Below are 25,272 nucleotides of genomic sequence, written 5' to 3'. Positions count from 1 at the left end.
AATCGTTGCCCATGGAGGTCGGTATTTGGACAGCCCCCGGCGAACCCGTTCCGTTCGCCGAGGCGAGGCAGGCGTCGTATACCGCCTCGGGTCGGGGCACCGAGTGGGGGCAGGCGTGGGGAACGACTTGGTTCCACCTCGTCGGCGCGGTGCCTGGGCACTGGCCGGAGGGGCAGGAGCACTTCCGAACGGAGCTCTCTCTCGACCTGGGCTTCTCGCAGTCCAAGCCTGGTTTCCAGTGCGAGGGACTCGTGCGCACCCCAGCCGGACGCGCGGTCAAGGGACTGGAGCCGCGCAACCACCACGTGAACCTCGACGCGTCGCCCGGTGAGACGATCGAGTTCTATGTGGAGGCGGCTTCCAACCCCGATCTTTCGGGTGGCGACGACTTCTCCGGCCCGCTCGCCTTCGCCCCCACACCGTTCGGCGACAGCCTCACGGCCCCCTCCGGAACCCTGTACACCCTGGGTCGCCTCGAGCTGCGGCTGGTCGACGTCGAGCTCGAGTCGCTCGAGCGCGAGCTCCGCGTCCTCCGCGGTCTGATGGCCGAGCTGGGCGCCGCCGACCCTCGACGGCTGACGATCCTTGTGGCCCTCGACCGGGCGCTCGACGCACTCGATCCGGACGACCTCGCTGGCACGGTTTCCGCCGCCCGCGCGGTGCTCGAGCCGGTCCTCGCTGCGCCGGCCGCCCACTCCGCCCACCGGATCGTCGCGACCGGCCATGCTCACATCGATTCCGCATGGCTCTGGCCGACCCGGGAGACCGTGCGCAAGTGCATCCGCACCTTCTCGAACGTACTCGACCTGATGGACCGCGATCCCGACCTGAACTTCACCTGCTCGTCGGCACAGCAGTACGCCTGGGTGCGAGATGCGGATCCCGAGCTGTTCTCCCGGCTCGCCGAGCGCGTGCGCGAAGGACGCTTCGTTCCGGTCGGCAACATGTGGGTCGAATCCGATGTGACGATGCCGAGCGGCGAATCGCTCGCCCGCCAACTGCTCGAGGGAGGGCGCTTCTTCCAGGAGGAGTTCGGCCGGGTCGCCGACGTGGGCTGGCTCCCCGACTCGTTCGGCTACTCGGGGAGCCTCCCGCAGCTGCTTCGCCAGGCCGGGCTGCGCTGGTTCTTCACCCAGAAGATGAGCTGGAACGAGACCAACGCGATGCCGCACCACTCGTTCCTCTGGGAGGGGATCGATGGATCGCGCATCTTCACCCACTTTCCACCCGTGAACACCTACAGCGGTGACATGCGCCCCACGGAACTCGCTCGCGACTCCCGCAACTTCAGCGACCACGGAGTGGCGACGACATCGCTGATGCCCTTCGGCTACGGCGACGGAGGCGGAGGCCCCACCCGCGACATGATGGCCTCCGGCCGGCTGCAGTCCGACCTCGAGGGATCCCCGCGGCTGCGCTTCGCCACAGCGCACGACTTCTTCGTCGACGCCGAGGCCGAGTACACCGACCCTCCCGTGTGGTCGGGAGAGATGTACCTCGAATTCCATCGGGGCATCTTCACCTCGCAGGCACGCACCAAGCGCGGAAACCGTCGGAATGAGCGGCTGCTCGCCGAGGCGGAGACCTGGGCTTCCGCCGCAACCCTGCTGACCGGAGCGCACTACCCCGGCGAGGAACTCGACGAGCTGTGGCGGGCAGTGCTCCTGCTACAGTTTCACGACATCCTTCCCGGGACGGCGATCGCCTGGGTGCACCGCGAGGCCGAGGCGAGCCATGCCGAGACCACCGAGCGGGCCGAGAGGATCATCGAGACGGCCCTGCGTGAGCTGACGGGCGATGGCCTTCAGCGGATCGCCGTGAACGCCGCCCCCGTCGTCATGCGGGGGATTCCTGCACGAGCGGGCGTGCTTCTCGACGCCGAAACGGCCATCGATGCCGATTCGGGTCGCTCCGACGTCACCGTCCGCGACGACAATGGGCGCATCGTGCTCGAGAACGACCTCGTCTCCGTGGTCGTCGGCAGCGACGGCACGATCACTCGCATGCTCGACAAGACGACCGGTCGCGAGCTGATCGCCGAATACCGGCCGGCCAATCTGCTGCAGTTGCACAGGGACGAGCCGAACCAGTGGGACGCCTGGGACCTCGACGCCTCGTATCGGGCCACCGCGCGCGACCTCCGCGACGGAGCCGTTTCACGAGACGGCGAGGCCGTGATCGTGCGGCGCGAGTTCGGTGCGAGCAGCATCGTGCAGCGGATCGAGCTCGATGATGCCGAGCCAACCGTTCGCATCCGCTCCGAGATCGACTGGCATGAGCGTCGCAAGCTGCTCAAGCTGGCTTTTCCGCTCGATGTGCACGCGGCGGCGGCCTCATACGAGACGCAGTTCGGTCATGTATCCCGGCCCGTGCACGCCAACACCTCCTGGGATGCGGCCCGTTACGAGGTGTGCGCCCACCGCTGGGTGCACGTGGGCGAACCCGACTTCGGGGCGGCCATTTCGAACGATGGCGTCTACGGCCACGACGTGACGCGCGAGGTGACCGACGGCAGAGTACTCACGGTGGTGCGTCAGTCGCTGCTGCGCGCTCCGAGGTTTCCCGACCCTGACGCCGACCAGGGCCTGCACTCCGTCACGAGCACTCTCACCGTGGCTCCCGGGATCTCCGACGCGATTCGCGCGGGTCGATCTGCGGATGCCCCGGGGCGGATCGTGCGCGGCGCCCGGGTTCCGCAGCCCCTCGTCAGCGCGCTCCCGCCGACCGTTTCTGGCACGACATCGGTGATCGCCGAGACGATCAAGCTCGCCGCAGATGGCTCGGGCGACGTGATCGTGCGGCTCTACGAGAGCGAAGGACGGCGATCGGCCGTGTTGATCGCGGCCGCCTTCCCGGTCGCATCGTGCAGGCTCGTCGATCTACTCGAACGGCTGAAAGAGGGCATCGACCCTCGGCCTGAGCGCTCCGGCGGCGAATTCCACCTGGAATTGCGACCGTTCGAGATCGTGACACTACGGATCCGGCCGGCGGAGGAGTTTCGGGCGAGGGAAGGCGCATGAGCATGCTGACGGACCAACAGCGTGAGGTCTTCGGCCTCGGCGCGGAACCACTCGACGACGACTACATCTCGGCCGTCATCGCCGGTTCCCGCACGCAGGCGGCCGAACTGGCTGAGTTGGCCGCGGAGGGAATCGAGGGCTTCGGGCATCGCGAACTCATGCGCGGCATCCTGGTGCTCGTCGCCACCGATATCGCGATGCCGGGAGACGAGACGGCCTCGCGACGGGAGTCCGCCGGCATCATGGCCGATGGTCTGGTGACCATGCAGGGCCCGAGTGGGCTGTTCTCGAGCGAGGGCAATATCGACTCGCCGCCGGACACCGCCTTCACGATCAATGACCTCTGCTCCTGTGTCTCACTCATCGATGGCGGCAGTGACGACGTTCAGGTCGGGTGGTCGCACATCCGGCAGGTCCTCGAGCGGATCGCGCTTCGCGCTGCTCCCGCCCTGGCCACTGGAGGGGTGCACACCCCGAATCACCGCTGGGAGGTGGCGAGCGCGATCGCGGGCCTCAACGTCCTGTGGCCCGACGAGCGCCTGCGTGCGCGGGCCGAGCTCTGGCTTGCCGAGGGCATCGACATCGATGCCGATGGCCTGTACTCGGAGCGAAGCGGAATCTACGCGGCCGAGGTCACGAACCCCAGCCTTCTCTCCATCGCCCGCGATCTGGGCAGGCCCGAGTTGCGCGATGTCGTGCTGCGGAACCTGCGGGCGTACGCGCACCTCGTCGAAGACGATGGCGAAGTCGAGAACGTGCACTCCCGACGGCAGGACCAGAGACTCGCCTATGACGTCGAACTGTTCCTCTCACCTATTCGCCAGCTGGCGATCGCGCACGGTGACGCTGATCTCGCCCGCCTCGCCGTGGACATCGTGCGGCGCGGGCTCGTTCACCCGGGTCGCCACCTCGCCGAACTCGTTCGGCACCCGGAGATCGGCGGTCGACTGCCGGAGGCCACCGATGCGCAGGTCGAAACGGACGCGTTCTACCCCGTGAGTCGCCTGTTGCGGATGCGCCGAGGACACGTCTCCGCGTCGATCTTCGCGGGCAGCGACTTCTCCAAGACAGGGCGCATCGCGTCGGGGCTCTCCAACTCGGCGACCCTTGTGAGAGCGCGCCGAGGCGCCATGGTGCTCCGTTCCGTGCGCCTTGCCCCCACCTTCTTCTCGATGGGCTGCATCCGCCCCGATCGCCTCGAACGCGTTCCCGACGGCGCGGTGCTGCGCGAGACACGCAGCTCCGGCTACTACGAGCCGCTCGTGCCCGACGCACCCCGTGACCTGTCCGATCCGGTGTCGGACGGGCGCTATTTCGCGTCGATGGACTTCGAGAACCGCGCCATCGACCCGATGTCGCTGCGCACGACCGTGACCGCCGTCATCGACGACGCGGGGGTGAGCCTCGACTTCTCGTTCGACGGCGCTGCCACCCGTTACGCCGTCGAGTTGGTCTTCGACGGCGAGCTGACGGTGAACGGAGCCGAGCCATTCGGCACCGGCTGGTGGCTTCGCGGGCGAACGGCCGAGGTTGCGGGCCTCGGCGCCCGTGCCTCGATCACGGCCTCTGGTTTCGACGATCTGCCGCCCAACTTCGACGAGGGCGAGATGTTCGGCTATCTCGGCGGCAACGACTCCATCGAGGGAACGCGCCTCCTTCTGTCGGGCTCGACGACGGCGGAGTCGAGTCTTCGCATCGATCTGGTCTGATCGCCGCCCACTCCTCGGCGGGCCGGGCGGCCTGCGAGGCCAGCACAATGGCCAGGAAGCGCCATCCGGATATCGCCGCTTCGCGAGGCGGCGCCCCTGCTCAGCCGCGCGGCGCGTGCGCCTCGAGGAACTGGTACACCTCGGTCTGGTCGACACCTGGGAAGGTACCCGTCGGCAACGCCGCGAGCAGCGAGGTGGGCGTGCGCGCCGCGGGCCAGGACTGATCGGCCCACCGCTCGGCGAGCGCACCGGGGGCGCGACGGCAGCAGGTCTCATCGGGGCAGCGCGACACGGCGCGATGCGAGGTCTCGCGGCCACGGAACCACTTGACGTGCTCGAACGGCACGCCGACCGACACCGAGTACTCGCCCTCCTTGGCCTTCTCGATGCGCGACGTGCACCAGAACGTGCCCGAGGGGGTGTCGGTGTACTGGTACCAGGGGCTGAAGCGGTCTTCGACGTCGAACACCGTGCGGGCCGTCCAGTTGCGGCACACGGTCGTTCCCTCGACCGCACCCAACGCATCCGAAGGGAAGCGCACCGCGTCGTTCTCGTAGGCCTTGATGATCGTGCCCGACTCGTGCACCTTCATGAAGTGCACGGGGATGCCGAGGCGAGCCGTCGCGAGGTTCGTGAAGCGGTGCGCGGCCGTCTCATACGACACCGCGAACGCGTCGCGGAGCTCCTCCATCGAGATGCGCCGCAGGTTCTTCGCCTCGGTGAGAAAACGCACGGCGGCCTGTTCGGGCAGGAGGATCGCGGCGGTGAGGTAGTTCGTCTCGATGCGCTGGCGCAGAAATTCGCCATAGTTTCTCGGCTCCTCGTGGGCGAGGATGTGGCTCGCGAGGGCCTGGAGGATCGGCGAGCGGGAGTCGCGTGAAGGCGACTGCTGGGTCGGCAGGTAGATGCGGCCGTGGCGCTTGTCGGTGACCGACCGGGTCGAGTGCGGCAGGTCGCCCACGTAGTGCAGCGAGTAGCCGAGGTGGCTCGCCATGTCGGCGACGAGCTGGTGGGAGACCGGCCCGCCGGCGTGCCCCACGGCCTCGAGCAACTCGGCCGCCTTCGCCTCGAGCTCGGGATAGAAGTTGTCGCGAGCGCGCATCTCGGCACGCAGTTCGGCGTTCGCGCGACGTGCCTCCTCGGGCGTCGCTGCACGCTCGCGGTGCAGGCGATCGATCTCGTTGTGCAGCGTGAGGATGGTCTGCAGCGTCTGGTCATTGAACGCCTTGCCGACGCGGAACGACGGGAGTCCGAGCGCGGCGAAGACCGGCCCGCGCTGGGCGCGCTCGACGGCGATCTCGAGTGCGGCGCGTTGGCTCGGGGCATCCGTTCGCAGCAGTTCATCGACACTTGTGCCGAGCGCGAGGGCGATCGTGCGCAGCATCGAGAGGCGCGGCTCGCGCTTGCCGTTCTCGATCGACGAGACCTGCGAGGGTGCGCGGTCGATCGCCGTGGCGAGTTCGCCGAGGGTCATGCCGAGCGCGGTGCGGCGCTCACGGATGCGGCGGCCGAGCGTGAGCGCGTCGACCTCGTCGGGCCCGCGGTCGTCGGCACCCGAAGGCGCGAGAGGGGCGGCTGCGAGAGCCGTCTGGGCGGTGCGATCGGCGATGACCATTCCTCGATGGTCACATGGCCGAGCGGATGCTGCAAACAGAAGAACCGCGAAATTTCTCCGAGTTGCGAATCGGCCGGCCGGTGAGCGCCGCCGCGCTCACCGCACGAGCGCGGGTTTGAGCTCCCGGGCGAAGAAGTCCATGAAGCCGTCGGGATCCGGGCCCGAGTTCGTGAGCACGATGTGGTCGTAGCCGGCGCGCTCGTACTCGCGGATCGCCTCGAGGTGCTTCGCGGCATCCGGCCCGCAGGGCAACTTTGCGGCCACGTCCTCTTCGCGGATGAGCGCCGAGGCGGCTTCGAAGTTCGCCGGGTTGGGAAGCTCGCTCATGACCTTCCAGCCCGTGAGCGACCAACGGGATGACTCGTGGGCGGCGCGCACCGCCGACTCCTCGTCGGGCGCCCACGCGAGTCCGACCTCGCCGTAGCGCGGTCCGTCGCCGCCGGCCCTTCGATACGCCTTGAGGATCGAGGGCTTCGCCTCGGTGCCGAAGAGGCCGTCGCCGAGCTCGGCTGCGAGCCTCGCGGCATCCGGTCCGCCCGCAGCGACCGCGATCACCGGGAGTTTCTCGGGGAGGTCGAAGACGCGTGCGTCCTCGAGGCGGAGGTACCTGCCCCGATACGAGTGGTAGCCGCCCGACCACAGCAGCCGGATGATCTCGAGCGCCTCGTGGAGCATCGCCTGGCGCTCGGCGACCGCCGGGAACCCGGTGCCGACCACGTGCTCGTTCAAGCGCTCGCCCGAGCCGACGCCGAGCGTGAACCGGCCGTCCGAGAGGAGCGCGAGGGTCGCCGCGGCCTGGGCGATGATCGCCGGGTGATACCGCACGGTCGGGCAGGTCACGCCGGTGGCGAGACCGAGCGAGTCCGTGGTCGCGGCGATGGCCCCGAGCACCGTCCATGCGAAGGGTGAATGCCCCTGCGAGTCGAGCCACGGGTGGAAGTGATCGCTGATCTCGACGAAGTCGAACCCCGATTCCTCGGCGAGGCGTGCCTGCCGCACGAGTTCCTGCGGTCCGAAGCCTTCTGCGGAGAGCTTGTAGCCGTACTGCATGATCGTCGCTCCCTTCGACAGGGGCGACGTTACGCCCGCGGCATCCGTTCCGGGAGCGGTTGCGTGCGGGGTCGGATGCCGCCACAATGCGCCGCGATCCGCTCGCGTTATACGCCGCGCTTCTCGAACTGGCAAGGCCTTCTTCGGCGAGAACCGCCGACCTACCGTGTCGGTACCGACCGGCGTTCCGCGGCCTCGCCGCGGGCGCGGGTAACCCGAGAAAGCGAGTCAACGATGACGAACAGCATGCCTCCAGACGCCCCCACGCCTCCCACCGGAAACCCACCGAGCGGCACGTCGTCCGCCGGCACGACGCCTCCGAGCGGAACCATGCCTCCCGCCGGCACCATGCCTCCCGCCGGCACCATGCCTCCCACCGGCACGACGCCTCCCACCGGCACGACGCCTCCGGCGGGCACGATCGCTGGCACAACGCCGGCGGGCACCACCCCCGAGCTGCGCGACGAAGCTGCGATGCTCGCGGAAGACGCCGGACAGGCGGGCCGACGCGTGGCGGATGTCGCCAAGGAGGAGACGAAGTCCGTCGCCTTCGAGACACGCCGCCAGGCACGGCAGCTCGCCGACCAGGCGGGCAGCGAGCTCCGCGACCAGGCAGCAGTGCAACAGCAACGCGTCGCGAGCGGCTTGCGAGCCGTCGGCGGCCAGTTCTCCCAGATGGCCGAGAGCTCGACGGAGTCGGGATACGCCACCGATCTCGTTCGGCAAGCGGGCAGCAGCGCCGATGACGTCGCCAGGTGGCTCGAGGCCCGCGACCCGGGATCCCTGCTCGAAGAGGTCAAGGGGTTCGCCCGGCGCCGTCCGGGCGTGTTCCTCGCGATCGCCCTCGGAGCCGGTGTCATAGCGGGCCGGATGACCCGCGCCCTCACGGCCCCCATTGAGGATGAGCTGACGGCCGGAGCATCCGGGAGATCCGCGAGCGACATGCGCGCCGGGTCGACGCGTCCGCGCGCCGCCGTGCCGACCACGTCGATGCCGCCGGCATACGGCGAGGGCACGGATGCCTCGAGGGCGCCGCTCCTCGGGGAACACATCGGTGAACCCGGCCACCCGAGCCAACCGAGAGGGGGGTTGCGATGACGAACGGCTCGGGCGCCGACCTGCCGACCCCGTCGGAGCAACAGGCCGCGAACACGTCGCTTGGCGACCTCCTCGCCGAGGTCAGCAGCGACGTCTCGACGCTCATGCGACAAGAGGTCGAGCTCGCCAAGGCCGAGATCAGGCAGACGGCGATCCGAGCAGGGAAGGGCGCCGGAATGTATGGCGCGGCAGGGGTGGCCGGCCTGCTCACCGCGCTCTTCCTCTCGATCGCGGTGTGGTGGGGCCTTGGCTACCTCGTCGGCAACGCCTGGTCGGCCGTGATCGTCGCGGCGATCTGGGCGATCGTCGCCGTCGTGCTCGCGCTCCTCGGCAAGCGGGAGTTCGACTCCGTCGACGGCATGCCGAAGACCGTCGACAGCATCAAGAAGATCCCGGACACGTTGAAAAGGAATGAGGAGAACCGATGAGCGACCCCAGTGAGATCCGCTCCGACATCGAGCGGACTCGACGAGAACTCGGGCAGGACGTCGACGCGCTCGCCGACAAGGTCAACCCGGCGAAGATGGCGCACCGCCAGACCGACAAGGTGCGGCGAGCGGTGAGCAGGGTCACCGATCGTGTGATGGGCACCGCCTCGGATGTCGCCGAGTCGGCCCACGACGCGATGGACACCGCCGGCGAGGCTGTCGCCGAGGCGCCGCAACGCGTGGCCTCGGCAACGAAGGGCAACCCGATCGCCGCAGGCCTCATCGCCTTCGGCGTCGGCTGGCTCCTCTCGTCACTCCTGCCGGCCTCGAAGCCCGAGCGCGACGTCGCCGAGAAGGCGAAGGAAGCGGCAGCGCCGCTCGTCGACGCGGTGCGCGACGTGGCGATGGAGTCGGCCGACCACTTGCGGGAGCCCGCACGCGAGGCCGTCGACGCCGTGAAGGAGCGCGCAGCCGAAGCGGTCGACACCGTCAAGGAAGAGGGCGGCGCCGCGGCATCCGAAGTCCAAACCGAGGCAAAGCATGCGGCCGAGCGGCAGATGGAGTGAGTGAACGCGGCATGACGCGCTCGAGAAGAGCGCGCCATGCCGCTCTGTGCTTGGATGGCGGAGACGTTCGCGGAGTCGCCGCGGCCTGAATCGAACTGGAAGACCGTGCCCTCACTTCGCGTCATCGCCCTCGCGCCCCTCGCTCTCTCCGCGCTGCTGCTCGCCGGATGTGCGGTCGGAGGAGGCGGATCCGCCCCGGAGAAGGCCGAAGAGGTCGCGACCGTCGAGACCGAAGCAGCCGTGTCCGTCGAGCAGACCAAGCAGGAGGCCTGCGACATCATGGCGGCCGGCGTACAGGCGCTCGCCGAACTCAACACCCCCGAGACGATGACGACCATGACCTCCGATCCGGCTGCGGGCCTCGCCCTGCTCGACACCGCCGAGGCCGCGCTCAACGACAGCGCCGCTCAGGTGACCAACGCCGAGGTCCTGCCGGCCGCGACCGAGGCCGCGGCGGCGGCCTCCGATTACTTCGGCTACGTGCGCACCCTCGCCCAGGACCCGGCGAACGCCGATGTCTCGGGTATGGGGGCAAAGATCCAGAGCCTCGTGGACGGCGTCGCCGCGCTCGGGGAGGTCTGCGCCGCCTGATCGGCCCTCGGCGGCAGTCCGGTCTTCGGACGGTGGACGCCCGCACGCTCTCGCCCTCAGCGGCGGGGGCCGCCGGGACGCTCTTGCTCTTCGGCGCGCGCCAGTTCGGACTTCCAGACGCGGAAGGAATCCTCGGTGCGCCCGCGGCGCCAGTACCCCGAGATGGAGAGCTGGTCGCGGGTCAGGCGGCGCTCGTTGAGCAGGTACGGCCGCAAGCCGTGCATGACCTCTTGGGCTTCTCCGTGCACGAACGCGTGCACGCGACCGTCGGGCCATACCAGCTCGCGCACCGCTGAGACGAGCATGCCGTCGCCGTCTGTGTCGCCGTCGCCGCCGTTACGATGCACGAAGGTGACGGCGCCGCCATCGGGGAGCGGCAGGTCGGGCTGGTGCTCAGCTCCGTCGACGAGGACGACGACCCGGGCCGTGGCATCGCGGGGGGGTGCGTCGAGTGCTGCGATGATCGCAGGGACCGCTGACTCGTCGCCGACCAGGAGGTGCCAGTCCGCGGCGGGGTCGGGAAGATAGGCGCCGCCCGGTCCGCTGACGAGGAGTTCGTCGCCGACTTCGGCGCGAGCCGCCCAAGGGCCGGCGATGCCCTCGTCGCCGTGGATCACGAAGTCGATCGCGAGGGTGCCCGCCTCGACGTCGGGGAACAGGGCCGTGTAGGTGCGCACGTCGGGCATCTGCTCTGGAGGCAGCACCCCCGCAGGGCTCGGACATCGAGCGGGTCGGGATAGTCGACGCCCGGCTTGCGGAAGATGATTTTGACGTACCGGTCGGTGGACGTGCTCCCCGCGAACGCCGAGAGGTCGTCGGCGCGGAAGTGCAGGCGCCGAATGGCAGGCGTCACCCAGGACGCGCTGCTCACGGTCAGGCGCGTGGACACAATCGGCTCCTTCTCTTGCTGCGTTCGTGTGGCATCGACGACGCCGCGGAGTTGGCGCGCTGACGGACGCCGTCGTCGAGCACGAGAACTCTAGCGGCCGCACCTGATCGCTACGGGCGCCGTGGGTGAGTGCGCGTCGGCCCTTCGGTGGCCTGACCTTAGCCGGGACGCCCGCAACACATGTGAGGGGTGACGATCGCCACCCTCCGCGGGCAGATTCGAGTCATGGCCATCTCCGAGTCCGACCTCGTCCACCTTCGCCGCGTCGTCGAGCTCGCGAGGGAGGCCGCCGACGCGGGTGACGGCCCGTTCGGGTCGGTGCTCGTCGACGCGGCCGGCACCGAGCGCTTCGCCGACCGTAATCGGGAGGCGACCACGGGGGATCCGACGCGGCATCCCGAGTTCGAGATCGTGCGATGGGCTGTGGCCCACCTCACGCCGGAGGAACGCGCGAGCGCGACGGTGTACACCTCGGGAGAGCATTGTGCGATGTGCTCGGCCGCGCACGCCTGGGTCGGCCTGGGCCGGATCGTGTACGTGGCCTCCGGCCACCAGATCGTGGCGTGGCGTGCGGCGCTCGGAGCCGATCGCTCGCCGGTGGCGAACCTGCCGATCACGACGGTGGCCCCTGGGCTCGTGGTCGAGGGGCCGGTCGACGAACTCGTCGACGAGGTCCGCGTGCTCATCGAACGGCACGCCAGGCGCAACTGACGGAGCGCTCCGCACGCGGGTTCTTCTGCAGCGCGGAAGAACCCGGGAAGTTCACCCCCCGGATCGTCGCTGTGTGGGTTGCGAGCGGTCGCAGAGTGGATGCAGAGACCCCGGATGGCGCCGAAGCAGGCGCCGACGGCCGCACCGAAGCATCCGCTCAGCACCGACGAAGGAGCACCACGATGAGCAAGAACCGCCCCGGAGACCAGACCCAGACCGCTGCCGAGCTGCAGCCCGAGTGGGACGCCGACGCCCGCTGGGAGGGCGTCAGCCGCGACTACACCGCCGCCGATGTCATCGCCCTCCGCGGCCCGGTCCGTGAGGAGCGCACCCTCGCCAAGCGCGGCGCCGAGAAGCTCTGGCAGCTCATCCAGGAGAACACGGGCACGGCCTTCACGCCGCAGGACGACCCGAAGTGGGCCGCAGCGCTCGGAGCGCTCACCGGCAACCAGGCCGTGCAGCAGGTGCGCGCCGGACTGCAGGCGATCTACCTCTCGGGCTGGCAGGTCGCGGCCGACGCCAACCTGAGCGGCCATACCTACCCCGACCAGTCGCTCTACCCGGCGAACTCGGTGCCGGCAGTCGTGCGCCGCATCAACAACGCGCTGCTCCGGGCGGGCCAGATCGAGGCATCCGACGGCATCGACGACCGCGATTGGATGGCGCCGATCGTCGCCGACGCCGAGGCCGGCTTCGGCGGCCCGCTCAACGCGTACGAGCTCATGCACCAGATGATCGAGGCGGGCGCTGCGGGCGTGCACTGGGAGGACCAGCTCGCGAGCGAGAAGAAGTGCGGCCACATGGGCGGCAAGGTGCTCGTGCCCACGTCGCAGCACATCCGCACGATCAACGCGGCACGGTTGGCGGCGGATGTCGCGGGCGTGCCGTCGATCATCATCGCGCGCACCGACGCACTCGCCGCGACTCTGCTGACGAGCGACCACGACGAGCGCGACAAGCCGTTCGTCACGGGCGAGCGCACCGCCGAGGGATTCTACGAGGTGCAGAACGGCATCGAGCCGGTCATCGCCCGCGGCCTCGCCTACGCCGAGTACGCCGACCTGCTGTGGGTCGAGTCCGCCGAGCCCGACCTCGACCTCGCGCGCCGCTTCGCCGAGGCCGTGCACGCGAAGTTCCCGGGCAAGCGACTGAGCTACAACTGCTCGCCGTCGTTCAACTGGAAGCGGCACCTCGACGACGACCAGATCGCCAAGTTCCAGCGCGAGCTCGCATCGATGGGCTACGCGTTCCAGTTCATCACCCTCGCGGGCTTCCACGCCCTCAACCACTCTATGTTCACGCTCGCCAAGGACTACAGCGAGCGGCACATGAGCGCCTACGTCGAACTCCAGGAGGCGGAATTCGCCTCAGAGGCATCCGGATACACCGCCACGCGCCACCAGCGCGAGGTCGGCACCGGCTACTTCGACCGCATCGCCACCGCGCTGAACCCCAACAGCGCAACGCTCGCCCTCGTCGGATCGACCGAGGAAGAACAGTTCAACTACTGACCCACTCGACCTGCCAGCACCACTCGTCCCGCCAGCACCACTCCCGCTGCCAGCACCACTCGCCTCCCGCTGGTTTGTAGGACATCTCGGGATTTGTAGGACAGACAGCACGCAAGGCGTCCTGCAAACCGGCCGATGTCCGACAAAACGCGGCAGCGCGGCGGAGCGGCGCGCCGGCGGGCAGGGCTTCACACCGAAGGAGACACGACCATGAACACCACACCCAGCATGACCATCGAACGCACGGATGCCACGCCGATCGCCGCGAGCGCAGCACACGCTGCACATCCCGCGACGGGCAGCTTCCAGACCGTCGAACCTCGCATCGAGGTGACGGCGCCCCTCGGCGGGCGATACGACGAGATCCTCACTCCCGAGGCGCTCGAGTTCCTCGCCGAGTTGCACGACCGCTTCGCGGGCACCCGCCACGAACTGCTCGCCGCGCGCCTGCAGACCCGTGTCGACGCCGCGAACGGCCGCGATCCGAGATTCCTGCCCGAGACCGAGTCGATCCGGCGCGACCGCTCATGGCGCGTCTCGGGCGCCGGCCCCGGCCTCGAGGACCGCCGCGTCGAGATCACCGGCCCGACCGATCGCAAGATGGCGATCAACGCCCTCAACTCGGGCGCGAAGGTCTGGCTCGCCGACCAGGAGGATGCCACGAGCCCCGCTTGGGCGAACGTGATCGAAGGCCAGCTCAGCCTCTTCGACTTCCTGCATGGCGAGCTCGAGTTCACGAGCCCCGAGGGCAAGCAGTATCGCGTCACGGCCGAGGAGACCCCGACGATCGTGATGCGGCCCCGCGGCTGGCACCTCACGGAGAAGCACCTGAGGTTCCACGACCGGGCGGGGCGCGCGATGCACGCCTCGGGGTCGCTCGTCGACTTCGGCCTGTACTTCTTCCATAACGCGCAGGCGCTCATCGCGGCGGGCCGTGGGCCGTACTTCTACCTGGCGAAGCTCGAGTCGCACCGCGAGGCGAAGCTCTGGAACGACATCTTCGTCTTCGCGCAGGACCGGCTCGGCATCCCCCAGGGAACCGTGCGTGCGACGGTGCTCATCGAGACGATCCAAGCCGCGTTCGAGATGGACGAGATCCTGTACGAGCTGCGCGACCACTGCGCCGGCCTGAACGCCGGCCGCTGGGACTACATCTTCTCGATCGTGAAGACGTTCCGCTCGCGCGGCCGCCGCTGGGTGACGCCCGACCGCAAGTCGATCACGATGACCGTGCCATTCATGCGCGCATACACCGAACTGCTCGTCGCAACCTGCCACAAGCGGGGAGCGCATGCCATCGGCGGCATGAGCGCATTCATCCCGAACCGGCGCGACCCGCAGGTGACCGAGCGCGCGCTCGCCGCGGTCGCCGCCGACAAGCGCCGCGAGGCATCCGACGGCTTCGACGGAACTTGGGTGGCGCACCCCAACCTCATCTCGACTGCCCGCGCCGAGTTCGACGCGGTGCTGGGGGAGCGGCCGAACCAGGTCGACCGCTTGCGCGACGACGTCGAGGTGACGGCGGCGCAGCTGCTCGACATCCCGTCGATCGGCGGGCAGGTCACCGAGGGCGGCGTGCGCGACAACGTCTCGATCGGCATCCGCTACATCGAGTCGTGGTTGCGCGGCACCGGTGCCGCGGCGATCGACAACCTCATGGAGGATGCCGCGACGGCCGAGATCTCGCGCTCGCAGATCTGGCAGTGGCTCAATGAGAACACCATCACGGCCGAGGGCACCCGCATCGACCACGCGTGGATGGAGGGCGTCGTGGCATCCGTCATCGCCGGCCTACCGCGCTTCGACGGCGACCGCTTCGACGACGCGATCGAGGTGTTCCGGCATGTCGCGCTCGAGCCGGAGTTCCCGACGTTCCTCACGCTGGGGGCGTACGCGCGCTACCTCTGAGCGGATGCAGCGCCGAAGCCGACGCCGACGCCGACGCCGACGCCGACGCGGGTGTGATGGACGCGTGACTCCGCCACTGATGCGATTTCAGCATCAGTGGCGGCGTCTCGGTCGGAGAGCGCCGGGTGCCGTCATGCACCCGGGCGCTCTGGAAGAATCGATGATCGTGCACGACATCACGATTCGGGCGGCCGGGCGAGCGGATGCCGCGGCGCTCGCCGACCTCGCCGCCGAGACCTTCCCGATGGCGTGTCCGCCCCACACGACCCCGGAGGCGATCGCCGCGTTCATCGCCGAGCACTTCACGGTCGCGCGCTTCGAGGAGTACCTCGACGATGAGCGCCGGGCGATCCTCGTCGCCGAGGACGACGGCCGGCTCGTCGGCTACTCGATGCTCATCAGCGGCGAGCCGGGCGACGCCGACGCCGCGGCCGCACTCACGCGCCGGCCGGTCGTGGAGCTCAGCAAGTTCTACACCCGCGCCCTCGCACACGGCACGGGCGTCGCTGCGCCCCTGATGTCGGCGACGCTCGACGCGGCGGCTTCGACCGGCGCGACGTCGGTGTGGCTCGGCGTGAACGAGGAGAACGCCCGCGCGATCCGTTTCTACGAGAAGCACGGGTTCGCGAAGATCGGCCGCAAGCACTTCACGGTCGGCGGCCGCGTCGAAGACGACTGGGTGCTCGAGCTGCCGCTCGACTGAGCGCAGCCCTGCTGTCGACCGCCAGTGCTGACCCGACGGCCGCCGGCCTCCGGCAATCCGACAAGGCTCTTGCCGTCCGACGAATCGCTGACTACGGTCAGAGATATGACCCACGAGCAGCTCGACCGCGCCTCGATCGATCGCGTCCGCGCCTTCAACCGCGCCGTCACGGCGCGCATCGGAGCCCTCGAAGACGAGTACCTCGGCAGCGCTCGATCGCTCGGCGCCTCCCGCGTGCTCTGGGAGGTGCGCGACGACGGCGTCGACGTGCGCGAGATCCGCGAGCGCCTCGAGCTCGACTCCGGGTATCTCAGCCGGTTGCTCCGTTCCCTCGAGCGGGAGGGTCTCGTCGGCCTCGAGGCATCCGCTGCGGACTCACGCGTGCGCACCGCGCGTCCGACCGAGGCCGGCCGAGCCGAGCGCGTCGAGCTCGACCGGCGCAGCGACGAGCTCGCGGCATCCCTGCTCGCACCCCTCAGCCCTCGCCAGCGCGAGCGACTCGTCGAGGCGATGGGCACCGCGATGCGCCTGCTCGAGGCGGGCCTCGTGACCGTCGACCCCGCGGATGCCGCGTCCGACGACGCTCGCGCGTGCCTGTCGGCCTACTACGCCGAGCTCGCCCGGCGCTTCCCGGGCGGATTCGACCCGGCGCAGAGCCTCCACCCCGACACCCGGGAGTTCGCCGAGCCGAGCGGCCGGTTCCTCATCGCACGCCTGCACGGCCGGGCGATCGGCTGCGGAGCCGTGCTGTTCCACGGCTCCGAACCCGCGTACATCAAGCGGATGTGGGTCGACGACGACGTGCGCGACATGGGCGTGGGTCGCCGCATCCTCGAGGCGCTCGAGCAGACCGCGCGCGAGCACCGCGCGGCATCCGTGACCCTCGAGACGAACGCGAGCCTCACCGAGGCGATCGCGATGTACCGTGCGGCCGGGTACATCGAGGTGCCCCCGTTCAACGATGAGTTCTACGCCGACCACTGGTTCGAGAAGCCCCTCGACTAACTGGCGGAGCGCTCGCGGGTCGATGATCCGGCGTCGGATCAGATACTTTTCGGGTGCCAGTTGGCGTGAGCCGGGCATTCGGCGCTTGCTCGAAGGCTCGTGATCGATTCGTTATCGGTGTCCCTCTGATTGGGGGTATGGAAACAGCGGCTACGGTTCGTTTGCCGTTCTTTGGCTCGGTACATTCCCCTTACGAGTGCACGACTGCCCGCAGGTGACCTCGCCGCCGCCCTACCGAGGAGTTCCGTGCCACGTATTGTCGTTTCGTCGCGCCCTGTTCGCACGAGCACTCGTCGAGTTGTCAATGCCTTGGTGGGTGGCCTGTTGACGGTTGTCCTAGTGGGGACGCTGGTGCAGCCCGCGTATGCGGAAGAGCCGGCTCCTTCGGAGTTGCCGAGTGATGTTGCGCCGCTGCTGCCGGAGGAGTCACCGGAAGCGGATCTTCCGTCGGGTGGGGAGCCGGCGCTCGGTGACTTCAGTAATCCTCCCGACGGCGAGGTCGAACCTGTGCCGGGGTCTGCTGCGGAGATCACGCCGGAGGACACGGAGGGTGAGTTCGCGGAGTCGGTCGAGAGCTTTGATAAGGCTTCGGCGGAGATCGTCGAGCGCGACGAGTTCTCGATCACGTATGACGGGCCCGATGGTGCGAAGTTGACGCAGATGTCGACGGACCCGTTGAGCGTCAAGGTCGACGGCGAATGGGAGCCGATCGAGACTGACGTTCAGGGGCGTGGCCCGTTCGCGTTGCTCGGCCTCGGAGGCGCGGAGGTCGTGCAACACCCGTTGACGCCGTGGTTCGCTGAGAACGCGACTGAGTCGCCGTTGTTGAGGGTGGCTGACGGTTCGCACGAGATCGGGTTCTCGCTGATTGACGCGAGGTCGTCGCTCATGCAGCGGGATCTCACGCCGTGGTCGTCGGAGAAGGACCAGATCACTTATCCGGGCGTGTTCGAGAACACCGACCTGAGGTACGAGGTCACCCCGTCGGGGGTGAAGGAGTTGTTCGTTCTCTCGGAGAAGCCCGGCGGGGAGGGGCGCGCATCCTGGCAGTGGCGAATCGACAGCGGCGGGCTCGTGCCCCGCGCGATGGAGACCGGCGAGATCGCGTTCGAGACTCCGGCCGGCGCGCCGGTGCTGGTGATGCCGCGGCCAATCATGTGGGACTCGGCGGGCACCCTTGGCGATCGTGCGAACTCGCAGGGCGATGTCGAAGCGGACGTGGAACGTTCGGGGGATTCGTGGGTGCTGACGCTCACCGCCGAACGGTCGTGGCTGAACAGTTCGAAGCGGGTGTACCCGGTGTCGGTGGATCCGGAGTTGTATCAGCCGGCGACCGGGACGCATGCATATAAGACGAACGGGCAGTACAACAAGGACCTTGGCATTCAGGTCGGGAACACCAACGAGAGCGGCACGTGGCGCACGTTGGTGCATTTCAACTATGAGCAGTTGTTCGGTAAGCAGGTGTTGGACGTTGAGATTCCGATGTGGGCGATGTCTTCGGACAGCACCACGACGGACCGGTTGGGCAACCTGTACCACGCGACGAACTTCTCCTACAACTCGACGGGGGAGTGGCTCAGCTACGCGCATCTCTGGGGTTCGGGCACGGGGTTGTCTGACAGCGACCCGCTGACGAACCGGATCGCGCAGTGGGTGCGCGGCGGTATCGGCGGTGGATGGCTCGTCTTCACTGGGCACGAGGTCGCGGACTTCACATACAAGCACTACCGCGGTGTTGAGATGGACGTGTGGTGGAAGGAGTTCCCCACGCCGGGCACGCTTGTGTCGCCGTCGCCGGTCAATGGGTCGTCGAATGCGTCGTTGACGCCGACGTTGAAGGTATCCGGGTACACGTTCCCGCAGGGGACCATCGGGTCTCACTGGTTCAAAGTCAGTGAGAATCCGAATCCCGATGTGAACACGCTCTGGGAGACGGGCTATCAGTCGTCAGACATCGTGCAGGTGCCTGAGAACAAGCTGTTGCCGGGGCGGACCTATTACTGGAAGGCGTGGGTTGCGGACAACTACAACTGGTGGTGGGGCATCCCTTCGGAGCGTGGCTCGGCGGTGTGGAGTTTCACGACCGCGGACGTGCCGCGAACCGACATCGCGACGGCGTCTCCGGCTGACAAGGGTGTGGTGGTCTCGACCGAGCCGGTGCTGCAGGTGGCGGCGCCCGCGAATCCTGCCGGGCGCACGCTGAAGTACTGGTTCCGGGTGACGACGGGGTCGGATACGAAAACGGGTGGTGTGCTGAACTCGGGCTGGTTGGCCACGCCATCGTGGCCGGTGCCGGCCGGGTCGTTGCAGGACGGCACGACGTACTCGTGGACGGTGATCACCCGCGATGAGGGCTACCAGGTGGACTCACCGACGCCGTGGGTGGCGAAGTTCACGGTGAACAAGCGACTCGGTGCCGGCGGGGTGTCACCGGCGGATGCGGTCGGGCCGGTGTCGGTAAACCTCGCCTCCGGCAACGCGAGTGTGAGCTTCGCGTCGCCGACGGTGTCGACGGTCGGTGGGCCGATGGGCGTGTCGTTCAGCTACAACTCGCAGCATCCGTCGAACGCGGGGTTGAAGGGTGAGTATTTCGACGCGACGCCCAAGCCCGGCCAGGCACAGTCATGGGACTTCGCTGCGGCCAAACAAGTCCTCACCCGAACCGACACGCAGCTCTCATTCCAGTGGGGTACCGCATCTCCCGGAGACGGGGTGCCGTCGGACTTGTTCATGGCGAGGTGGACCGGGTTCTTGACACCCAACGAAGCTGGCGACTTCTACTTCGGGTCGACCCAGGACGACGGCGTCGCCGTCACGGTGGGTGGCACGAAAGTCATCGACAAGTTCACTACGAGCTCCGTGAACCCTGCAGTGACGTGGAGCAGTGCCGCCAAGACGCTGTCGATCGCACCAGTCGCCTTCAATGCGGAGTTCAAGGAGGTCACCGGCCCCGCGTACTTCGAGCTGTGGGCGAAGAAGGGCGTGAACGGCACCCCGTTCCCCGTCCCGGCGTCGTGGTTCACGAAGTCTCAGGAGATCCTGCCCGACGGGTGGGCGTCGTCGACGATCCTCGCGGGAGATCTCGGAACGTACACGAAGGCGCGGGTCGAGGAGGGCTCGATCACGCTGATCGATGCCACGGGCGGCACGCATTCGTTCACGAAGCGGTCCGCTGGCGGGTACGCGCCGCCTGCCGGGGAGTCCGGCACGATGACCGTTGCCGGTGACGGGAGGGTGACGTTCACCGATGCGGCCGGCGTGGTGCATGTCTTCCGCGCCGACGGCACGATCGAGCAGGTGACCAGCCCGGTGGATGTGAAGAAGCCGGCGGCGCCAGGGGTGGAGTACTCCTCGACGGGACTGGTCAAGCGGGTCTTCGACCGGCTGGCGGCCGCGGACGCGCCACGGGACGTTCGCTTCTTCTATGGCGGCGACGATGTCGCGGCACCGTTGACGACCGCGGACGCGGGCGGGTCGTCGAAGGCGTGCCCCGCCGTCACGGGCAGCGTGGAAGCCCCGAAGGGCATGCTGTGCCGCATCGTGTACCCGGGCCACCAGCCCGGCACGACCGACACCACTCGACTGTTCTATGACGCGGACAAGCGCCTGATCGGCATCCAGGATCCGGGCGGTGAGGAGGTCGGGTTCACGTACGACAACAGACGCCTGGTCGGGGTGCGTGATGGCCTGCAGACCGACTGGTTGAGGGCGGATGCCTCGCGTTCCGCGTCGGACGCGAATCGCACCAGCATCCGGTACGACTCACAGGGCCGTGCGACACGGGTGACCCTCGCTGCTCCTGACGGTGCGGACACCGCCCAGCAGCCGTGGCACGAGTACGTGTACGGGCAGGGCACGACGACGGTGCAGGCTGCCGGTCAGGACCAGACCATCGGGCACATCCGTACGGTGACGTGGGATGCCGGATGGCGGGCCACGTCGGACACGGCCCCGTCGGGCCTGACCGCGTCGACGGTGTGGAACAGCAAGGATCAGGTACTGTCCCGCACCGACCCGTTGGGACGGATGTCGACCACGATCTATGACCAGTCCGACCGGGTCACTGACACGTACGGGCCCGCACCACAGGAGTGTTTCGGTGTGAAGCGGCTCCCGACCGAGCCCTGCCCGATCACGCCGGCGCACACGATGACCGGGTACGACGATGGCCTGACCGGGCTCAACGCCGCTTGGTACGACAACGTGCAGTTGGCTGGGCTGCCCAAGGCGTTCACGCTCGGGATCCCGGGCGTTGCCGATGGTGCGATCAACAAGGAGTGGGCGGGTGGCTCGCCGATCACGGGGATCCCGGCCACGGGTTGGTCGGTGCTGTTCACGGGCACGGTGACGTTCCCGACGGCTGGGGTGTACGAGTTGCGTACGTCCTCGGATGATGGATCCCGGGTCTGGGTCGACGACAATCTCACCGTTGACTTCTGGCGTACCGGAACCTGGGCGGCATCCCCGGTTGGGGTGTTCACCGCGACCGCGGGGCAGGTCGCGAGGATTCGGGTGCAGTATTTCCAGGACACCGGCCCGTCGGCGCTGACCCTGTCGTGGAAGAAGCCAGGCGACACCGCATTCGCCGCGGTGCCCGGAAGTACCCTGAAGCCGGCCTACAATCTGGCGACGTCATCGACGACGGATGATTCAGTGCCAGCCGGTGCGCCTGCCGGGGTGGACAACTCCGACGTGCCGTCGCTTCGCACCGCGACCTCGTATGGGGCGTCGCCGTGGCTGGGTTTGGCGACGCAGACGGCGCTCGACCCGCAGGGGCTGAACCTGCGCACGACGACCGGGTATGCCGACGATTACAACCGGCGAACCTCACGGATGCTGCCCGCCGGTGTCGCGGCCGGGGCGACGGTCGCGGTCGCGGGTACGAAGTACGAGTACTACGGCGACACGCAGACCATCGCGAATACGTGGCCGGATGACCCGCAGGTTGCTGATGCGGATGCGTCGGTCTGCGGCATCCCGGAATCGACTCCGCAGTATGGGGCGTTGAAGCAGGCGACCCCGCCTGCTGCGGCGGGCGGTGCCCGGGTGGTGACGCAGGCGATCCATGATCTGTGGGGGCGGCAGGTGGGTTCGAAACGCACCGGTGACACGGGTTGGACGTGCACGAGTTATGACCTGCGGGGCCGTGCCATACAGACGGTGTACCCAGGGTACGCGGATGCGGCGGAGCGGACGGCGGTGTTCGACTTCGCTGTCGGCGGGAACCCGTTGAAGAGTGCGGCGACGGATCCGGCGGGAACGATCACCACGACCACTGATCTGCTCGGCCGTCCGGTGTCGTACACCGACGTGTGGGGTGTGGTGACCACTGTGTCGTACAACCTCCTCGGTCAGGCGATCCAGTCGACGGTGACCCCGCCGGGTGGTGCGGCGTCGACCACTGAGCTCACGTTCAACTTGGACGGCCAGGTCGAGACCGTCACCGTCGACGGCACCCAGTTCGCCGATCCGAGCTACACGACCGGCGAGCTGTCCGGGGTCGGGTACAGCAACGGGGCAAGTCTGACCGCAATCCAACGCAACGAAGCCGGCGCCACCCTGTCGTACAAGTGGGCGTTCCCGAACGGTCAGTCCTCGGTCACCGACACGGTGTACCGGTCGCAATCGGGTCGGATCGTCGCGAACACCCTCACCGACGGTGCGACCGGGTACGCGTCCCAGTACCGGTTCGACGCCGCCGGCAGGCTGAGCGAGGCGGTGATCCCCGGGCACACCCTGACGTACGGGTTCGCGGGCACCGGCGGGTGCGGGGTGAACACGGGTGCGGGGTTGAACGGGAACCGCACCAGCAGCACCGACACCCCCACCGGCGGCACGGCGGTGACCACGACGTACTGCTACGACCACGCCGACCGGCTGACCAGCACCGCGGTCACTGGGACCCCGCAGGGTCCGGGCCTGAACCCGGTCGCTGCCGGGATCCCGGCATCCGGGCTGGCGTATGACGCGCATGGGAACACGACCAAGCTGGTCGACCAGACCCTGAAGTACGACGTGTCCGACCAGCACCTCAGCACCGCCCTGACGGATGGCACCCGCATTGAGTACCAGCGGGACGTGACCGGGCGGATCGTGGCCCGCACCGAGACCACGGGCGCGCAGAACCCGCAAACCCTGACCGTCAGGTACGGGTTCACCGGTGGCGGGGACAGCCCAGACCTGATCCTCGATGGGGCGAACACGGTACTGCAGCGGGTGCTGGGCCTGCCCGGCGGCGTGACCGTGTCGGTGACCGGTGCGGGCCAGTCGTGGTCGTACCCGAACCTGCACGGCGACATCGTGGTGACCGCGGATGCTACGGGCACCCGTTCGGTGGGGGTGTTGCGGTACGACCCGTTCGGGCAACCCGTCGACCCGGCCACCGGGCAGATCGGCACCGGCCCGGCGGATGACGCCGGGCCCGACACGCTGCCCGGGAACGCGGACTGGGGTTGGCTCGGCACCCACCGCAAGCTCACCGAACACGCCGGCAGCATCGCGACGATCGAGATGGGCGCCCGCCAGTACGTGCCCGCCCTCGGCAGGTTCCTCGAAGTCGACCCAGTCGAAGGCGGCGTCACCAACAACTACGACTACCCCGCCGACCCCATCAACCGGTTCGACCTCTCGGGCAAGGCGTGGTGGTCGGATATCGCGCGAGCCGTCACCGATTCAGCAGTCGGGGAAGCGTTCTTCTTCGCATGTGGATTCATTCCCGGCGCGGTCGGAACCGCTTGTGCGGCGGTTGAGACGGGCTTGTATTTGGCCCAGGGTCGCTGGGCGGATGCGGGAGCGGCGGCGATCGGCATGCTAGGCGGCGGAGCGGCGACGGCCCTACTCAAGGTTGGTGTTCGTCAAGTTGCGCGGCATGCGGCGGCTTCGTTTGCGAGTGCCGGCCGCCGGATCGAGACTCTGGCCAGGCGCGAACTCACTAGCCAGTACCTCAGGAAGACGAATCTGGCCACCACGGCGGTTGGCAATCTGGTCGGCTACGGTATTGGCCGCGCGGTCAGTGGCATTATCAACGGGCCGACGTACGGTTCGTCGCGATCCACCGCCTATGTTCAGTACCGTGGCGGTCGGAGCATCGCATGGTGAAGCGTATCGATCCGGCGGCGAGCCAGGAAGGAAGGCAAACAATGGCTACGCCCGTGCCATCTCGAGCAGTGGGCCGAGTCTCTCGTGCTATCGGCCTCAGCCTGGGCCTGGGCTGGGTCTCTCTCGGGTCAGTCGGCGCTCTGGCCGCAGGTGCTGAGATGATCGCTCTGATCCAATTGCCGACGCTTCTGTTCATCCTTCCTGGGCTGATCCTTGCCCTGCGCGCCACGATGATCGGCGTTAAGATCCAAGGGTCGACTCTCAGAATCGTGAGCTGGTGGCGCACGTACCGGGTCAACACCGATCTAGTGACTGAGCTCCTAGTCCGCCACTACTCTGGATATTTGAACCGCTGGGCGGACGGCGATGTCATGGGGCGACATGTCAAGGTACTCGGCATTGAAACCGGGGGCCGCGACCGCTTTTTCCCAGCCACGGCGATGTCGAATGCTGCAGCGGAGACAGTGATACGCGATGTCGGTCGGGCGCTCGGTGTCCCGGTGGAGTACGTTCCTTAGTCGACTTAGTCCTGCGGTTGCCGCCTCCGTTTCCAGGTACGTCTGTTCACTGGCTTGTTCGAGTGGAAGTTGACGCGTTCCGATTCTCGACTGGGACACCTGTTCGGCAGAAGCTGCTGAGTGCGCGCTCACGAGAGACAAGATTTTCCAGGTCACGTCTCCGGGCACGTCCTAGCGGCTAAGTTGCGTGTCACGCTAGTTCGGACTGGCGGTTCCGCGCCACGTTGAGGCGGGTGGACCACGGCCGACGGGGTCACCGCGCCCGAGAGGTAGCTGCTCACCCTGTCGTGGAAGAAGCCAGGCGACACCGCATTCGCCGCGGTGCCCGGCAGTACCCTGAAGCCGGCCTACAATCTGGCGACGTCATCGACGACGGATGATTCAGTGCAAGCCGGTGCGCCTGCCGGGGTGGACAACTCCGACGTGCCATCGCTTCGCACCGCGACCTCGTATGGGGCGTCGCCGTGGCTGGGTTTGGCGACGCAGACGGCGCTCGACCCGCAGGGGCTGAACCTGCGCACGACGACCGGGTATGCCGACGATTACAACCGGCGAACCTCACGGATGCTGCCCGCCGGTGTCGCGGCCGGGGCGACGGTCGCGGTCGCGGGTACGAAGTACGAGTACTACGGCGACACGCAGACCATCGCGAATGCGTGGCCGGATGACCCGCAGGTTGCTGATGCGGATGCGTCGGTCTGCGGCATCCCGGAATCGACTCCGCAGTATGGGGCGTTGAAGCAGGCGACCCCGCCGGCTGCGGCGGGCGGTGCCCGGGTGGTGACGCAGGCGATCCACGATCTGTGGGGGCAGCAGGTGGGCTCGAAAGGGTCTGCTGAGGCTTTGGTT

General features: G+C 68.2%; 18 protein-coding genes. 14 read left to right on the top strand and 4 right to left on the bottom strand.

All coding sequences use genetic code 11. From position 1 onward, the window contains the following. Positions 1–11 precede the first annotated feature (11 nt). Positions 12–3,020, top strand: a complete 3,009-nt coding sequence (locus J7E25_RS16950) for a glycoside hydrolase family 38 C-terminal domain-containing protein (protein ID WP_308164636.1) — start codon at positions 12–14, stop codon at positions 3,018–3,020. Continuing rightward, the gene (locus J7E25_RS16945) at positions 3,017–4,729 is read left to right on the top strand and encodes a hypothetical protein (protein ID WP_214871348.1); all 1,713 of its coding nucleotides are present in this window, start codon (positions 3,017–3,019) and stop codon (positions 4,727–4,729) included. The genes J7E25_RS16950 and J7E25_RS16945 overlap by 4 nt, the downstream gene beginning before the upstream one ends. Before the next feature lie 100 nt (positions 4,730–4,829). Here J7E25_RS16945 and J7E25_RS16940 read toward each other — a convergent pair whose 3' ends face one another. Together J7E25_RS16940 and J7E25_RS16935 are read right to left on the bottom strand one after the other, a co-directional pair. Beyond that, positions 4,830–6,344: a helix-turn-helix transcriptional regulator gene (locus J7E25_RS16940; protein ID WP_214871347.1), complete on the bottom strand. Its 1,515-nt coding sequence runs from the start codon at positions 6,342–6,344 to the stop codon at positions 4,830–4,832. Between the two features lie 96 nt (positions 6,345–6,440). After that, positions 6,441–7,394 (bottom strand): TIGR03557 family F420-dependent LLM class oxidoreductase, encoded by a 954-nt coding sequence (locus J7E25_RS16935; protein ID WP_214871346.1) that lies wholly within the window; start codon positions 7,392–7,394, stop codon positions 6,441–6,443. Between the two features lie 330 nt (positions 7,395–7,724). On the opposite strand from J7E25_RS16935, the gene J7E25_RS16930 reads away from it, so the two are divergent. From J7E25_RS16930 to J7E25_RS16915, 4 genes are read left to right on the top strand one after another with little or no spacing between them, the layout of a single operon-like run. Then, the gene (locus tag J7E25_RS16930; RefSeq protein ID WP_214871345.1) at positions 7,725–8,492 is read left to right on the top strand and encodes a hypothetical protein; all 768 of its coding nucleotides are present in this window, start codon (positions 7,725–7,727) and stop codon (positions 8,490–8,492) included. Next, entirely contained in the window at positions 8,489–8,920 is a 432-nt protein-coding gene (locus tag J7E25_RS16925) for a phage holin family protein (RefSeq protein ID WP_214871344.1), read from the top strand. Before J7E25_RS16930 ends, J7E25_RS16925 begins: the two co-directional genes overlap by 4 nt. Then, positions 8,917–9,486 carry a DUF3618 domain-containing protein gene (locus J7E25_RS16920; RefSeq protein WP_214871343.1) on the top strand — a complete coding sequence of 190 codons (570 nt, stop codon included), beginning with the start codon at positions 8,917–8,919 and terminating at the stop codon, positions 9,484–9,486. The genes J7E25_RS16925 and J7E25_RS16920 overlap by 4 nt, the downstream gene beginning before the upstream one ends. Positions 9,487–9,522: 36 nt before the next feature. Further along, a complete protein-coding gene (locus tag J7E25_RS16915; RefSeq protein ID WP_214871342.1) occupies positions 9,523–10,077 on the top strand; it encodes a hypothetical protein in 555 nt (184 codons plus the stop codon). A 56-nt stretch (positions 10,078–10,133) separates the two neighbouring features. Here J7E25_RS16915 and J7E25_RS16910 read toward each other — a convergent pair whose 3' ends face one another. Next, the gene (locus tag J7E25_RS16910) at positions 10,134–10,781 is read right to left on the bottom strand and encodes a siderophore-interacting protein (protein ID WP_308164635.1); all 648 of its coding nucleotides are present in this window, start codon (positions 10,779–10,781) and stop codon (positions 10,134–10,136) included. Beyond that, positions 10,691–10,930, bottom strand: coding sequence for a siderophore-interacting protein (locus tag J7E25_RS18465; protein ID WP_374196252.1), 240 nt, complete (start codon positions 10,928–10,930; stop codon positions 10,691–10,693). Before J7E25_RS18465 ends, J7E25_RS16910 begins: the two co-directional genes overlap by 91 nt. A gap of 261 nt (positions 10,931–11,191) precedes the next feature. Between J7E25_RS18465 and J7E25_RS16900 the strand changes: the two genes are divergently transcribed. The 8 genes from J7E25_RS16900 to J7E25_RS16865 all read left to right on the top strand — a co-directional run. Then, positions 11,192–11,677 carry a nucleoside deaminase gene (locus J7E25_RS16900; RefSeq protein WP_214871339.1) on the top strand — a complete coding sequence of 162 codons (486 nt, stop codon included), beginning with the start codon at positions 11,192–11,194 and terminating at the stop codon, positions 11,675–11,677. Positions 11,678–11,859: 182 nt separating this feature from the next. Continuing rightward, the gene (gene aceA, locus J7E25_RS16895) at positions 11,860–13,188 is read left to right on the top strand and encodes an isocitrate lyase (RefSeq protein WP_214871338.1); all 1,329 of its coding nucleotides are present in this window, start codon (positions 11,860–11,862) and stop codon (positions 13,186–13,188) included. A 210-nt stretch (positions 13,189–13,398) separates the two neighbouring features. Then, the gene (aceB, locus tag J7E25_RS16890) at positions 13,399–15,096 is read left to right on the top strand and encodes a malate synthase A (protein ID WP_251039211.1); all 1,698 of its coding nucleotides are present in this window, start codon (positions 13,399–13,401) and stop codon (positions 15,094–15,096) included. Between the two features lie 160 nt (positions 15,097–15,256). Continuing rightward, on the top strand, positions 15,257–15,799 hold the full coding sequence (locus J7E25_RS16885; RefSeq protein WP_214871337.1) for a GNAT family N-acetyltransferase: 543 nt from the start codon (positions 15,257–15,259) through the stop codon (positions 15,797–15,799). Positions 15,800–15,904: 105 nt separating this feature from the next. Beyond that, positions 15,905–16,804: a helix-turn-helix domain-containing GNAT family N-acetyltransferase gene (locus tag J7E25_RS16880; RefSeq protein ID WP_214871336.1), complete on the top strand. Its 900-nt coding sequence runs from the start codon at positions 15,905–15,907 to the stop codon at positions 16,802–16,804. A 390-nt stretch (positions 16,805–17,194) separates the two neighbouring features. Beyond that, on the top strand, positions 17,195–23,905 hold the full coding sequence (locus tag J7E25_RS16875; RefSeq protein WP_214871335.1) for a PA14 domain-containing protein: 6,711 nt from the start codon (positions 17,195–17,197) through the stop codon (positions 23,903–23,905). Beyond that, positions 23,899–24,423 carry a hypothetical protein gene (locus J7E25_RS16870; RefSeq protein WP_214871334.1) on the top strand — a complete coding sequence of 175 codons (525 nt, stop codon included), beginning with the start codon at positions 23,899–23,901 and terminating at the stop codon, positions 24,421–24,423. The genes J7E25_RS16875 and J7E25_RS16870 overlap by 7 nt, the downstream gene beginning before the upstream one ends. A 321-nt stretch (positions 24,424–24,744) precedes the next feature. Continuing rightward, positions 24,745–25,272, top strand: a 528-nt coding sequence (locus J7E25_RS16865; protein WP_214871333.1) for a hypothetical protein, incomplete at its 3' end; no start/stop codon positions are given.

It is taken from the genome of Agromyces sp. ISL-38, assembly GCF_018613935.1.
In the GTDB taxonomy this organism is placed as follows: domain Bacteria; phylum Actinomycetota; class Actinomycetes; order Actinomycetales; family Microbacteriaceae; genus Agromyces.
Note: the sequence above shows the minus strand (reverse complement) of the source record. Positions and strands in the feature narration are given on the sequence as shown.